Genomic DNA, 14,249 nt, shown 5'->3' on the forward strand with positions numbered 1-14,249 from the left:
GTTACCCCTTGTACAGCCGTGGGTTCATGACATCCCGCGACCAGTCACCCAACAGGTTGATGACCAGTACGAGCACCACCAGCACCAGGCCCGGGATCAGTGTGATCCACCAGGAACCGCTCTGGATATAATCAAAGCCGGACTTGATCAGCGAACCCAGCGACGGCTGGGTTTCCGGCATGCCGAGCCCAAGGAACGACAGGGCCGCCTCGGAGATGATCGCGTTGGCGATCTGGACCGTGGCGATCACGAAGATCGGCGAAAGGGTATTGGGCAGGATGTGCCGGAACATGATCCGGGGCGTGCCGAAGCCCATGACTTTCGCCGCATCCACATACTCTTTTTTCTTCTCCGCCAGTACGGAGGCCCGCACGGTACGGGCAATCTGCGGCCATTCTGCCACGCCGATGATGAAAATCAGCATGTAGATGGCAATCTCACCGAACATCAGGTTGCCGAAGCTGGCCTTGAACACCGCCCCCACGATGATCGCCACCATCAGGGTGGAGAAGGACAGCTGGACATCGGCAATGCGCATCAGAATGGAATCCACCTTGCCGCCCAGATAGCCGGCCAGCAGGCCAAACAGGATACCCAGCGCCGCCTGCAGCACCACGGCGCCAAAACCGATCAACAGGGAGACACGGGTGCCGTACAGAATGGTGGACAGCAGGTCGCGACCCTGGGCGTCCGTACCCAGCGGGAAGGCCGGGTCGGAACCGTCCAGCCCTGCCGGTGGCAGTTCCGAATTCATGATGTTGATCTGAGCCAGATCGTAGGGATCAGTAGGCGCCAGCAGCGGGGCGAACACCGCCGCGAACACCATCAGCACCAGCACCAGGGTGCTGAGGATCGCCACCTTGTCGCGCTTGAAGCTGTACCAGAAAAAGGACTCGCGGAAGCGGTCCCAGCGGGAAACCGTTGCCGTTGTCATGCTTTCTTACCTGTCAGTTTGACGGTGGGGTTGACCAGGCCATACACCAGATCCACCACCGTATTGGTGATTACGAATATCAGGCCCACCACCATCAGGTAAGCCACAATCAGCGGAATATCACTGCGGGTAATGGCCTCAAGGAACATCAGGCCCACGCCCGGCCACTGGAACACGGTTTCCGTGAGGATCGTGTAGGCCACCATGATGCCAATCTGCACACCACCCACGGTGATCACCGGCAACATGGTGTTTTTCAGGGCATGCAGGAAATTGATGCGACCGGCGCTCAGGCCCTTGGCCCGGGCGTAGCGTATGTAATCGCTCTGCAACACTTCCATCATCTCGGCCCGGATCAGTCGGATAAACAGCGGCAGCATGATGGAGGCCAGAGAAACCGACGGCAGGATCAGGTGCGCCAGACCATCGGAGGATAAGAAGCCGGTCTCCCACGTGCCAAACAGAGGAGTGAGCTCATCGCCCCGGCCATAGGACGGCAGGCCGCCTTCGGTGGTCAACAGATCGTTCAGCCAGCGGCCCCAGCCGGTATCCGACGGGAACCAGTCCACCACCACACCGATGGAGAACAGCTGGATCAGTACGATGGCGGTCAGAAACACCGGGATCGAGATCCCCACCGTGCTGACCCCCATGAAAAACTTGGATAACCATGCCTGTGGCCGGATGGCGGCATACACCCCGATAGGCACCGAGAACACCACGATGATCAGGCTGGCGCCGATGACCAACTCCAGCGTGGCGGGCAGATGCTCAAGAATGACATCCAGTGTGGGCTCACCATAGAAGTAGGAGGACCCCAGGTCGCCCTGCAGGGCATTGCCCGCAAAGCGGAAGTACTGCACCAGGAACGGGTCATTGAGCCCCAGCTCCTCCCGAATGGCTTCCCGCTCCTCGTCGGAGACAGACATTCCCACCATTTCCTGAAGCGGGTCCCCGAGGCCATCCTGTATGGCAAAGGCGATCACACTGATCACGAACATGACCAGCAACGCCTGGGATATCCGCTGAACCAAAAACGCTAGCATGGAGATTTTCCGGTTGAGACTGACAAACAAAAGGCCGGCGCCGGATAACTCCAGCGCCGGCCGCTGTTACAGGTGACTTATTCGACGACCAGGTCGCCCAGGTACGGGAAGTTCATCACGTTGAGGATAGGCTCAATCTGAACGCCCTTCCTGGAAGCCCAGGCCAGGTCCTGCCAGTGCAGGGGCACAAAGGCTGCGTCGTCATACAGGCGTTGTTCCACTTCCTTGAGCATGGCGGCCCGCTTGTCCAGATCGGTCTCGACGTTGGCTTTATCCACCAGAGCGTCGATTTCCGGATTGCAGTAGTTACCCGCGTTGTACTGGCCGGCGCCGGTGTCTTCATCCGGGCAGAAGGTCAGGAACTCGTAGAAGTTGGCGGAGTCCTCGGTATCCGCGTGCCAGCCGATCATCATCATGTCTGCAGCACGGTTGTCATACTCCGGCCAGTACTGGGCCTTCGGCAGGGTTTTCAGATCCACTTTGATGTTGATGCGCGCCAGCATGGCAGCCACCGCCTGAGCGATCTTGTCATCGTTCACGTAGCGGTTGTTCGGCGCCATCATGGTGATGGTGAAACCGTCCTCGTAACCGGCTTCTTTCATCAACTGTTGGGCCTTGGCCACGTCAAAACGCGGTTCCAGGGATTCGTTATGGCCCTGATAACCCGCCGGTGACATCTGGGCCGCCGGGGTGGCAAAGCCTTTCATGATCTTGGCGGCAATGCCTTCCTGGTTGATGGCGTAGGTGATGGCCTCACGCACTTTCGGGTTCTTGAAGGCTTCCACCCGGTCCTGGTTCATGTGAAACAGGATGATCCGGGTACCGCTCATGGTGACCAGGTTGGCGTTGTCGTCCCGCTTGATGCGCTTGAGATCGGTGGGCGGCACCGGGGCGATGAAGTCCACACCACCGGACAGCAGGGCGGACACCCGGGTGTTGTTCTCCTTGATCGGCGTCAGCACAATCTTGCCGACATTACCCGGGGACTCGGTGTCCCAGTAATCATCAAAGCGCTCGAACTCCACACGCACGCCCTGCTGGCGCTCGGTGACCACGTAGGGGCCGGTGCCGGACAGGTGTTCGGAGGCGTAGGAGTTGCCGTGTTTGACGATGGCGCTCTTGTCCTTGCCGTCCTCGGTCTTGCCGGAGTAGAACTCGCTGTCCATCGGGAAGATGTAGGTGGCGGTGTTGAGCAGCAGCGGGTAAGGCTCACTGGTGACCAGTTCAAAGGTGTAGTCATCAATGATGTTGATGCTGCTGAACGGCTTGAAGATCGCCTTGTAGTCCTGGCTCTGCTTGAGGCGATCGAAGGTGAACTTCACATCGGCGCTGGTCAGCTCGTTGCCGGAGTGGAACTTCACGCCTTCGCGCAGCTTGAAGCGCATGGTCTTGTCATCAATGCGCTCCCAGCTTTCCGCCAGACGCGGCTCGAACCCAAGATCCTTGGTCCAGCGCAGGAGGGGGTCGAAGGTCATGTGCGACAACTGCATGATGCCGCCGGACAGTTGCTCATGAATATCCAGTGTGACCGGATCAGAATCAAACGCCATCTTCAGTTCTTTGTTGGCTTCCGCCGACACCGCCAGCGGTGCCGAAGCCAGGGCCATGGAGCCCACAACTGCTGTAAGTAGTTTCTTCATCGTGTTTTCCGTTGTTATATCCGGATTATCGAAACAAGCCGGCGCAAACCCCTGCCGGCTGACTGGCAGACAAGCTAGTCTCGGAAAACACTTACGGCAATCGAAATTACGACATGCCCCTATTCGCCAGGTGAATGAACTGCTTTGGGGCACGCCTAAAGACGAAAAACCAGGGGCAGTATAAGTGCTGTGAACACGCCGGTAAGCCCCATCCCAAGGGAAGCAAACGCGCCGGCGGTATGGCTGATCTCAAACGCCCGGGCGGTGCCAATCGCATGGCCATTCAGCCCCAGGGCAAAGCCCAGAATCCGCTCGTCTTTCACCGGTAAAAGCCGTGCGAGCAGGTCAACGAAGAGGGTTGCCACCACACCGGTGATCAAAAGCCCGCCCATCATCAGGGGGACCGAACCACCCAGTTGTTCGGTAATACCGATGGCGATGGGCGCCGTCACCGACTTGGGCGCCAGCGAGGCCAGCACCTCGGGTGTCGCGCCCAGGGCCCAGCCAATCACGACGGCATAAACTGCGGCCATGGTGGCGGCAATAGGCAGGGTAACCACAATCGGGCGCCACATGGCGCGGATATGGTGCATCTGCTGGTACAGCGGAATGCCCAGTGCCACCGTCGCAGGCCCGAGCAGGACCGTCAGCCAGCGCGCGCCCTGCTGGTAAGCCTGATAGTCAATCGCCAGCACCGCGATAACGCCCGACAACAGGCACGCCGACAGAACCACCGGCGGCAACCATAAGGGGCGGCCAATGCGGGAGAACAGCCAGTTGCCCGCAAAAAAGGCACCAAGCGTCAAAGCGATGGCGAGAATGGGGGTGGCGGTTAATGTATCCGGCAACGCCTGGAAGCGGGCGAACAATTCACTCACCATCACTCACGCCCCGGGCAGTCAGTGCCTTCATCAACAACAGCGTCGTAAGCACACTCAGAAAGGTGCCCGCCAGCAGCGCCACCGCAACCGCCAGCCACTGCCCGGAAAACTGATTGGCGGTAAAAAACACCCCCACAACCCCCGGCATGATCAACAAGACGAGCACCGCTATCAGCCCCTGGCTTGCCTGTGCCAGGTCTTCGCTCACACTGCCTTTAACCATCTGGGTGAAGGTAATAAGCACCATTCCCAGCACACCGCCACTCACCGGCAGCGCCAGAAGCAGGCGCAAAGACTCGCCAAGAATATAGAACAGCACCAGAACCAGAAATCCACGCAACATCGGCATGCGCCTGCACTCACCCGGAAAAGAATTGCATTACACTAGCCCAAACCTCCACCCCGATACCAATGCAGGAAGCCCATGGCGCTCAAAGCAACCATCCTCAAGGCGACGCTCAATATCGCCGACATGGACCGCCACTACTACGCGGACCATCAACTGACCATCGCCCAGCATCCGTCGGAAACCGACCTGCGCGTAATGATCCGGCTCCTCGCCTTTGCCCTGAACGCCAGCGACACCCTCGAATTCACCAAGGGCCTGAGCACCGATGACGAACCCGAGCTCTGGCAGAAAGACCTGACCGGCGAGATTGATGTATGGATTGAGCTGGGCCTGCCCGAGGAAGACAGAATAAGAAAGGCCTGCAACCAGTCAGGCCAGGTGGTGCTCTACACCTATGGCGGCCGGGCAGTGCCCGTCTGGTGGGACAAACACCAGAACAGCCTGAACCGTTATGGCAACCTGACGGTTGTCGACCTGCCAGCCGAAGAAACCGCCGAACTGGAACAGCTTGCCGGGCGCAACATGGCGTTCCAGGTCACCATCCAGGATGGCCAGGTGACCTTCAGTAATGACCAGAGTCTGGTCACCGTCACCCCCGTGCAACGCCTGCCCGCAAACTGAAACGGCGACTTGCCCTCAGGGGCTGGACAGACGGAGCCGGCACACGTAAGATTGCGCACTCGAAATTGACGCACCCAGTGCTCGGTTTCTCCGCCCGTAGCTCAGCTGGATAGAGCGCTGCCCTCCGGAGGCAGAGGTCTCAGGTTCGAATCCTGACGGGCGGGCCATTATTCTAAAGGCTTGCGTGAAAACGCAGGCCTTTTTTGTTTGGCTGTGTCCCAATTACCCCAAGCTCCTTCGCGGAGCGTCATTCACTGGATCCAGACAAAAACTGCGCCCTCTTGAGCCCGTATTTCTGCATCTTTTCGTTCAGCGTTCGACGGGGCAGGCTCAGCACCTCCATGACCTGCTTGATGTTTCCGTTGTGCTGGGTCAACTCCGAACTGATCAGGGCTTTTTCAACCTGTTCCAGCCGCTCACTGAGCGATCTTTCACCCGACAGCGAGGCGGACGGGCCTGGTTGCCCAAGCTTGAGAAGATCCGTCACCGAGATACCGCTGATACTGCGTGCCAGCAGGTAACGCTCTGCGGTGTGTTTCAACTCCCGGACATTGCCCGGCCAGGAATGAAGTTCCAGCGCCAGGATGTCATCGTAGGTCAACTCCGGCACCTCCAGATCGTTGCTCTCCCCGGCCTCCCTCAGATAGTGGGAAAACAGGGCCGGAACGTCATCAATGCGGTCGCGCAGCGCCGGTAGCTGGATATCGGCCACCATAAGCCGGTAATAGAGGTCCTCCCGGAAGCGCCCCTCGTTGGCGGCTTCCCGCAGATCTTCCTTGGTTGCTGAAATGATCCGGACATTGATTGGAATGGGCGTATGCGAGCCCACTCGCACCACTTCCCGTTCCTGCAGTACCCTCAGTAACTTGATCTGGAACGACATCGGCATGCTCTCGATCTCATCCAGAAACAGCGTCCCCTGGTGTGCCGCCTCAAACAGCCCGATGCGTCGCTTTTGGGCGCCGGTAAATGCACCGGCCTCATGGCCAAACAACTCGCTCTCCAGCAGCCCTTCCGGAATGGCGCCCACATTGACAGCGATAAAGGGCTGGTCTCCACGGATGCTCAGCGTGTGTAAGCTGCGGGCCACCAACTCTTTGCCTGTTCCCGTTTCTCCCGAGATAACCACATCGGCATTCACGCGAGCCAGGGCGCGGATATGTTTCCTCAAGGTCTGCGTCGGTTCAGAATCTCCGATAATCGCGGAGGACAGCCAATCATCGTCTTTGGTTCCGGATTGCTGGCGTGTGGTCGCCAACGTCGCCTGGCGCTGGCGACAGGCTCGCTGGATCAACTCAACCAACCGCTCCTGCTTGAACGGCTTTTCCATGAAGTCGTATGCGCCCAGTTTCATGGCCTCCACCGCCTGGGCAATACCGCCATGACCGGTGATCAGGATCACCGGGATGGTCGGATCAACGGTTTGCAACAGGCTCATGCCATCCATCCCCGGCATGCGGATGTCGCTCACCACCACGCCCTGAAAGTCACTGGTCAGCAGCGGCAAGGCGTCTCTGGCATCGGTAAACGTCTGCACGTTGATGTCAGCAAGCATCAAGCGCTGCTCCAACGATTCCAATACCGAAAGCTCATCATCAATCACGACGGCGTGCATGATGTTATTCATGGCTGTCTCCGGACTCCGTTGCACTTGTTATTGGTAAACTCAAAGAGAAGCGCGTTCCCTCGTTAAGCCGGCTATGCACCGTCAAATCACCCCCCAGATCGAGAGCCAGGCTGTAGCTGATCGCCAGTCCCAACCCCAATCCTTTTCCCATGGGTTTGGTGGTATAGAACGGTTCGAAAACCTGGCTCATTTGCTCCTCCGTCATGCCATGACCATTATCTTCGATACTTAACACGGCCTGGTCTGGTTGAGCGCCCGAGCAATCCAGCCGAACGATGATCCTGCCGTCTTCCTGACCGGACACCGCATCAATAGCATTGGTCAGCAGATTGACGACGATTTGCTCCAACACCATGGTGTTTGCCTGTACCCGGCAATCATTCTGGGCTATTAGCTCAAAGCGGATAACCTCTTCCTCGAGCCGTGTTTTAAGCAGCTCAATGGCGTAATGAACCGGTGCCAACATCGAGATGGGCGCACTGCCGGAATTCCGCTTGCCGGCAAAAATCCGGAGCTGACGAGAAAGCCTGGAAAGCCTTGCCAGCAAATCCTCGATCTTCTGGAAATTAGTGTGTACATCGTCCAGCCGGTTACGTTCCAACAGGATCTGGCTGCTGGCGACATAATTCGATAACGCCGTAATGGGCTGATTGATTTCATGAGCAAGCGCCGCTGACATTCGGCCCAGAGCAGCCAGCTTCTGGTTCTGGGCCAGCGCGGCCTGGGCGTCTTCCAGGTCCCGGGTTCGCTCCTCAACCCGATGTTCCAGGTCCCGATTGATTTCCTGCAAAGCACGCTGTGCCGAGGTGAGTTCCGTGATGTCCTGAACCGTCAAAATAAACTCTTTTCTGTCCCCGACATGGATGGGGTTCAGGGTGTAAAACACCGGGAAACGGGTGCCATCCGAGCGGATGCCTTCGGCGCGGCAGGAACCACCACCGGCATAGCCAGGCTCCCAGGGATCCAGCAACCTGTCAGGCCTGACGGAGTCGACATCGCCAACCAGACAGAACAATGCCTGAGCCCGCTCGTTGACAAACAGGGGATGAAAATCGGCGTCCAGATTCAGCAGGCCGACATCGGTATTCTGGATAATGGCACGCTGATGGGACTCCCGGGCGGCCGTCATTTTCGCGAGGGCATCCTGGGCCAGGGTACGTCTGCGACGCTCTCGATAAAACAGGATACCGGCGACAAACGCGGCGTACAGTATACCGATCGCACCCTGCTTCCAACGCACCTGAGACGTCACCCGGGCCAAGGGTATGCGCATGTGCATCTTCCACGGGTAGCCCTCAATGGCCGTTTCGAAAACGAGCTGGGCACCGGCCTCCCCGAGGTGAAAGGTAGACCAGTCATCGGACTGCCACTGGGTTGCTCTCTCAAGAGGACGAACGGGGTCCCCGCCATATTGACGGGTTGTCTCCAGTTCTGATCGTAAGGCGTCAGACAAGGGGGCCAGGGAGCGATAGTGTAACTTCGGATCCGACGCCAAAAAAATGATGCCTTCCTCGTCGGTCACCCAGACAGAATCACCGGACTGGTTCCAGCTATGCTCCAATTTACTGAGGTCAATCTTGACGACAATGACGCCTAAAATGTCATCCGTCTCCGAATAAACCGGCGCTGAGCGAAAAAATCCCGGGATGCCTGAGGTCGCGCCTACCGCGAAGTAAAGGCCAAGCCTTCCCGCCATCGCATCCTGAAAATAGGGGCGGTAGCTGTAGTTTTCACCGACGAAACTGTCTGACGACTGGTAGTTGCTGGAGTATAGCGTCAGACCACTGGGGCGCATCACGAAAATCTGGTCGGATTCCGCTTGCCTATTCATGGTTTTGAGAAGGTTCGAGTAAGGCGCCGAATACAGATCCGGCCTTTCTAAAGACGTTGGGCTTAATGCACTGATAATTCTCGGATCCGAAGACAGGATTTTCGGGAGGTAAAGGTGACGATCAATCGTCGCAGACAGAGAGGTCTTGTAAACGCTGAGCCTTTGCACGGCGTCCTGTTTCGCGCTCTCAATCTCCATCCTCATGAGCGCAGGATTCAGGAGCACAAGCAGTATAACGAGCACCAAAAAGGCAACAACCTGCAAACCAGGGACCACTGAGTCGAAGACAGTATGCTCTCGAAAGCGCATGAGGGAGCGCGTCATGGAATTCACCGGTTATTCATGAAGCCGTGCAATCGCCCATCTTTGATCACCCTCTGCGGGCGGTCAACTCACCCCAGGCAGCGGATTTTGGCCTACAAGGCCCCACCCATCGGCGGATTTTCGCTCATCCCGGCCGAACCAAACCGTTTAGAGACGTTTTCCGAAGACGGCCGAAAACCCAATAAGCCAAGTTAAAACAATTCATTACCACAACTATTGGTGTGCGCTTAACGATATTGGCCTGCCCGTTGCAGCACCATCACTGAACCATGAACACGTTTGTTCAAAACAAAAACAATCGAGGACCGAACCATGAATAAGCTAAGAAATACCGCTATTGCATCAGCCGCACTCCTGAGTTTTGCGATCTCGGAAGTACACGCCGCGACGGAATGGAATGTCTCCCTTTGGGGGAAGCGCAGGGCATTCACAGAAAACGTGGAAAAGCTTGCCGAGCTTGTTGAGCAGAAAACAGACGGCGAATTCACCCTCAACATCTCCTACGGCGGGCTCTCCAAAGCCCGGGAAAACCTGGACGGCATCTCTTTCGGCGCTTTCTCAATGGCACAGTTCTGCTCGTTTTATCACGCCGACAAGAATCCAACGATTACCGTGACCGAATTGCCTTTTGCCGAAGACGTCTCGCTTTCACGAATTTCAGACATTTATCAAGCCGTTTATGAGCACCCCATCGTTAAGGCCGATCTGGCCCGGTGGAACGCCACCCTTCTGATGCCAACCCCACTGCCCCAATACAACATTGTCAGCAAGAGTGACCCGATCACCTCCCTGGACGGGTTCGACGGTCTTCGTGTTCGCGGACCGGGCGGCATCATGGGCGTGCTCGGCAAGCTGGGGGCAGTCAAGACCGGGGTGCCGTTTTCTGAAGTCAGGCAATCCATGGACTCCGGCGTTATTGACGCTGCGTCCTTCGCCCCCCACGCGCACCTTGCGACCAACTCCTACAAGGTGGGTAAGTGGTACACCACCAACCTGAACCTGGGTTCCGCAAACTGCCCTGTTGTCGTTAACACCCAGGCCCTGGAAGCACTGGAGCCGGCCTATCGCGAGGCCTTGTTGGGGTCCGTGGACGAGGCACTCGAGTTCTATGTTCAGAACTATGAGCAGAACACCACAGCACGATACCAGGCGGCCGTCGAAAAGCAGGGGCTCACCAAAGTGACGTTCACTCCTGAGCAAACCGCTGAATTGGACGAACTCGCGGAGACTGTTCGCCAGAGCTGGATCGACAGGCACGCTGACCAATTCGATTCCCAGGCTCTTTTCGAATTCACCGCAAAACAGTTTGCTGAACATTAAGGGCGCGACGGGTGTTATTGGCACTGGATGACTTCGGTCTTCCAATGTGAATAGCGCCCCCGTCCGCCAACAGATCACTAACAAAAACAGAGATTGGTATGTCTGCTGCAACCGTGCTGGAGGATGACTCTCTATTGAGTCGATCCGATCGATTTTTCTTCCGCCTCGAGTCTTTGCTCAACCTGGCAAGTGGTTTGGCAATCTTCATGCTCGTATTGATGGCCACCGTCAATATTCTTGGGCGATGGCTGTTCTCATCACCGATTAGCGGTTATGTCGACTGGGTCGAACAGGCCATGCCGTTCATTGCGCTTCTCGGGATCGCCTATACCCAGCGAGTCGGTGGGCACATTCGAATGGATATCGTGGTCGGTCAGTTAAAAGGTCGCTGGCTGTGGTTCACTGAACTGCTGACCTCTTGCGCCATGCTGTTAGTAACCCTGGTGCTGATCTACGGCTCGTACCTGCATTTCTGGCGTTCTTACTCCATCGGGGACTCCTCACTGGACATCAATCTCCCAACCTGGCCTGCCAAGCTGGTGGTTTCTTTTTCACTGGCGGTCCTCGCCCTTCGGCTGGTACTTCAGATTTGGGGCTATGCCAGAGCGCTCCGCCAGGGCGGCGATCAACCCGTTGCCGTTCCACTGATCGAATCCCCCCGCACGGTGGCTGTTAAAGAGGCGCAGGCGGTTACCGGGCGGCAGGATGATGAGGGGGACTCTCAATGATGGACTTATTCCAGGCAATGGCTGAGATGGACACCATCCAGATCGGCCTTTGGGTAACCGGGGCGATGCTCGTGCTGGTGGTCCTGGGACTGCGGGTCGGCTTTGCAGCGGCCATTGCGGGCTTCGCGGGCCTTCTGTGGATTTTCAGTGCCAAGTTTGGTTTCGAGAGGGGTTTCATGGTGGCTCTGAAAATGGCCGGAACCATTCCCCACTCCAAAACGGCTTCACTGGCGCTATCCCTCATTCCAGCGTTCATCCTGATCGGCTTTCTTGCCTACCACGCCGGCTTGACGAAATCCCTTTTTGAAGCCGCCAAACGCTGGGTCGGCTGGCTGCCAGGGGGCATGGGCGTCGCGACGGTGTTTTCCACCGCGGGCTTTGCGGCCGTGTCTGGCGCGTCTGTCGCAACGTCCGCTGTCTTCGCACGCATTGCCGTTCCCGAAATGCTCAAGCTCGGATACGACAAACGATTTGCGGCAGGTGTGGTGGCCGCTGGTGGTACCTTGGCCTCCCTGATTCCGCCGTCCGCGATCCTCGTCATCTACGCCATTATTGTCGAGCAGGATGTGGGCGCGCTGTTGATGGCCGGGTTCCTGCCAGGTGCTGTATCGGCGATTATCTACGGTGGCCTGGTCATCATTCTGGCCAAAACCCGGAAAAACTTTGGCCCGCCCGTCACGGGGTTCACCTGGAAACAGCGCTTTGAATCGCTTCCGGGGGCCATGCCCATCTTCGCCGTCATCGCCATTATCATGATCTGCATTTATGGTGGCGTAGGCACGCCAACCGAAGCAGGCGCACTGGGCGCATTCATCATCTTCTGCATCGCGATTTATAACGGTAGCCGATGGACAGAGCTCAAGTCCTCACTGATGGAGACAGCAAAGCTCTCTGCCATGATCTTTGCGATCATCTGGGGGGTACTGATTTATGTGCGGTTCCTGGGCTTTGCCGACCTGCCAAGCGCCTTCTCGGACTGGATTGTCAGCCTGGACCATAGCCCAATGCTGACCCTGCTAATGATTCTGTGCGCTTACGCGGTCCTGGGTATGTTCATGGACGCCATTGGCATGCTGCTGCTCACACTTCCCATTGTCTTCCCTGCTGTGATGGCGCTGAATGGCGGCGTAGGCGTTACCGCGGCCGAATCCGCGTTCGGGGTCTCCGATGTGGGCTGCGCCATCTGGTTTGGCATCATTGTGGTGAAAATGGCGGAACTCTGCCTGATAACGCCCCCGATTGGCCTGAACTGCTTTGTCGTAGCCGGGGTACGCCCGGAATGCTCGGTGCAGGATGTGTTTCGCGGTTGTATCCCGTTTTTCGTCGCAGATGTCATCACCATCGCGGTTCTGATCATGATGCCAGGCATCGTGCTGTGGCTTCCGGGACTCATGGGATTTGCGTGACCGCTGTCATTCAGCGGGCAGGCGACAGGAGAAACCAAAGTCTATGATGGTCGCAGTAGCCATCCTTGAACAGGATGGCTACTTTCAGTGCTCAGTGTCAAAGCAACACTGAATGCCAGCTCATCAAATTCATGGGCATTCAGGTGCGATGACCGATTACCGCTCATTCCTTCTGTCGCTGCATCCGCTCCTTCCGACAGGCCTCCAAAGCCCTTAACGCATCGACCTTCAGTGGCAGACGCAGCGCCCAGAGGATCTCCTCTTTCCTGTAGCCAATATCGTCCAACAGATCGTCCGACTCGTTAAGCAGGGGCAAAAACAGCCTGCGGAAATGATGCCGCCGCGCGACGACCTTCCCCCAGAACTCAAAAATTGCCATCAACTTCAGCGGCGGCATGGCCGGCATCAATACTCTTGGCTCCACCGGAAACCTGACCGAATCAGGCTTTACATAAGGGCCACGAAAGTTATTGGTTTCTCGCATCGTTATCTCCCGGATCTCCCCACGTTTCTCGTCAAGAACACACTGCCCTGGTCACTCAGGCAGATGGCCCTATCCTGAGGCCCGGCATTTGATAACAAAAGCTAAACATACTAATCTATGAATTCAGCTTTTCTTAACGGGAAGAGAAAATGACCCAGAACACGATGAACATCAGAACCTCCGGGCTCCCCCTGCTCGACACCGATGTCCTGAGGACATTTGTCGCGATCGCGGAGTGCGGCAGCTTCACCCGGGCAGCTTCCCAGGTTCACCGCACGCCCGCGGCGCTCAGTATGCAGATCAAGAGACTGGAGGAGACGATCGGAAAGCTGGTGTTTCTTCGGGAATCCAGGCAGGTACGTCTGACCACCGAGGGCGAGATTCTGCTGGGTTACAGTCGCCGGCTACTGAAACTCAACGAGGAAGCGGTCCAGCAGTTTCTGTCGCCATCCGTCACCGGCAGGGTCAGCTTCGGCACCACTGACGACATTGGAACCCGCATACTGCCCGGTGTACTGGCTCAGTTTGCGAGGTCGTTTCCCGGTGTTCAGGTCGATGTAACCATCACTTCAAGCCGGGAGAATCTTGATCGCATGGATTCCGGCGACCTGGACATGGCACTGGTCATTATCGGAAATGAAGGCCAGGAAGCCCGAGGAGAAATCATCCATACCGAGCCTCTGGTGTGGGCCGGCCGGGAAGGGGGTATCGCCTTTGAGCAATCCCCAATCCCACTGGCACTGGCAAACCACGGCTGCATCTGGCGGCGGGCCGCACTGGATGCGCTGGATCAGGCCGGGCGGGCCTATCGAATCGCCTACACCTGCGAAAACACCGCGGCACAGGAGGCGGCCATGCTGGCGGATCTGGCCGTGACCCCCTTCCCGGTCAGCTTGATCAGGCCACCGCTCAAAAAACTTGAGAAGGAGGGACTACCGCCGCTGGCCAAATACCAGATCGCACTGGTACGAAACGCCTCCTCGCCTGAGGCGGATGTTCTGTCAGACCACATAAAGAGTGCCTTTCTGGCCATGAGGCCCAGTGCCGCCTGAAAGCAC

General features: G+C 57.4%; 13 protein-coding genes and 1 tRNA gene. 6 read left to right on the forward strand and 8 right to left on the reverse strand.

Annotated features, from left to right (window positions below):
* Position 1: 1 nt before the first annotated feature.
* The 5 genes from HNR38_RS06955 to HNR38_RS06975 form a co-directional block, all read right to left on the reverse strand.
* Positions 2-934, reverse strand: coding sequence for an ABC transporter permease (locus HNR38_RS06955; RefSeq protein ID WP_183701211.1), 933 nt, complete (start codon positions 932-934; stop codon positions 2-4).
* Positions 931-1,980: an ABC transporter permease gene (locus HNR38_RS06960; protein ID WP_183701214.1), complete on the reverse strand. Its 1,050-nt coding sequence runs from the start codon at positions 1,978-1,980 to the stop codon at positions 931-933. The genes HNR38_RS06955 and HNR38_RS06960 overlap by 4 nt, the downstream gene beginning before the upstream one ends.
* 77 nt (positions 1,981-2,057) lie before the next feature.
* Positions 2,058-3,620 carry an ABC transporter substrate-binding protein gene (locus tag HNR38_RS06965; RefSeq protein WP_183701217.1) on the reverse strand — a complete coding sequence of 521 codons (1,563 nt, stop codon included), beginning with the start codon at positions 3,618-3,620 and terminating at the stop codon, positions 2,058-2,060.
* Between the two features lie 155 nt (positions 3,621-3,775).
* Positions 3,776-4,501: an LrgB family protein gene (locus tag HNR38_RS06970; protein ID WP_183701220.1), complete on the reverse strand. Its 726-nt coding sequence runs from the start codon at positions 4,499-4,501 to the stop codon at positions 3,776-3,778.
* Complete coding sequence (locus HNR38_RS06975) at positions 4,491-4,850, reverse strand: CidA/LrgA family protein (protein ID WP_183701223.1); 360 nt, start codon at positions 4,848-4,850, stop codon at positions 4,491-4,493. Before HNR38_RS06975 ends, HNR38_RS06970 begins: the two co-directional genes overlap by 11 nt.
* Positions 4,851-4,925: 75 nt before the next feature.
* Between HNR38_RS06975 and HNR38_RS06980 the strand changes: the two genes are divergently transcribed.
* Positions 4,926-5,471, forward strand: a complete 546-nt coding sequence (locus tag HNR38_RS06980) for a YaeQ family protein (RefSeq protein ID WP_183701226.1) — start codon at positions 4,926-4,928, stop codon at positions 5,469-5,471.
* 90 nt (positions 5,472-5,561) lie between these two features.
* Positions 5,562-5,638, forward strand: a tRNA-Arg gene (locus HNR38_RS06985).
* 80 nt (positions 5,639-5,718) lie between these two features.
* Here the strand turns inward: HNR38_RS06985 and HNR38_RS06990 are convergent.
* A complete protein-coding gene (locus HNR38_RS06990) occupies positions 5,719-7,098 on the reverse strand; it encodes a sigma-54-dependent transcriptional regulator (RefSeq protein WP_183701229.1) in 1,380 nt (459 codons plus the stop codon).
* The gene (locus tag HNR38_RS06995) at positions 7,091-9,253 is read right to left on the reverse strand and encodes a sensor histidine kinase (protein WP_343068259.1); all 2,163 of its coding nucleotides are present in this window, start codon (positions 9,251-9,253) and stop codon (positions 7,091-7,093) included. The genes HNR38_RS06990 and HNR38_RS06995 overlap by 8 nt, the downstream gene beginning before the upstream one ends.
* A gap of 279 nt (positions 9,254-9,532) precedes the next feature.
* Here HNR38_RS06995 and dctP point away from each other — a divergent pair, with 279 nt between their 5' ends.
* The 3 genes from dctP to HNR38_RS07010 all read left to right on the forward strand — a co-directional run bounded on the left by dctP (position 9,533) and on the right by HNR38_RS07010 (position 12,707).
* Positions 9,533-10,573 (forward strand): TRAP transporter substrate-binding protein DctP, encoded by a 1,041-nt coding sequence (gene dctP / locus HNR38_RS07000; protein ID WP_246362523.1) that lies wholly within the window; start codon positions 9,533-9,535, stop codon positions 10,571-10,573.
* Between the two features lie 98 nt (positions 10,574-10,671).
* The gene (locus HNR38_RS07005; protein WP_183701235.1) at positions 10,672-11,301 is read left to right on the forward strand and encodes a TRAP transporter small permease subunit; all 630 of its coding nucleotides are present in this window, start codon (positions 10,672-10,674) and stop codon (positions 11,299-11,301) included.
* Positions 11,298-12,707, forward strand: a complete 1,410-nt coding sequence (locus HNR38_RS07010; RefSeq protein WP_246362525.1) for a TRAP transporter large permease — start codon at positions 11,298-11,300, stop codon at positions 12,705-12,707. The genes HNR38_RS07005 and HNR38_RS07010 overlap by 4 nt, the downstream gene beginning before the upstream one ends.
* A 163-nt stretch (positions 12,708-12,870) precedes the next feature.
* On the opposite strand, the gene HNR38_RS07015 is transcribed toward HNR38_RS07010, so the two are convergent.
* Positions 12,871-13,191: a hypothetical protein gene (locus tag HNR38_RS07015; protein ID WP_183701238.1), complete on the reverse strand. Its 321-nt coding sequence runs from the start codon at positions 13,189-13,191 to the stop codon at positions 12,871-12,873.
* Between the two features lie 149 nt (positions 13,192-13,340).
* On the opposite strand from HNR38_RS07015, the gene HNR38_RS07020 reads away from it, so the two are divergent.
* Complete coding sequence (locus HNR38_RS07020) at positions 13,341-14,243, forward strand: LysR substrate-binding domain-containing protein (protein WP_183701241.1); 903 nt, start codon at positions 13,341-13,343, stop codon at positions 14,241-14,243.
* Positions 14,244-14,249 lie beyond the last annotated feature (6 nt).

Origin of the sequence: Marinobacter oulmenensis (assembly GCF_014201735.1) — a bacterium.
Classification (GTDB): Bacteria; Pseudomonadota; Gammaproteobacteria; order Pseudomonadales; family Oleiphilaceae; genus Marinobacter; species Marinobacter oulmenensis.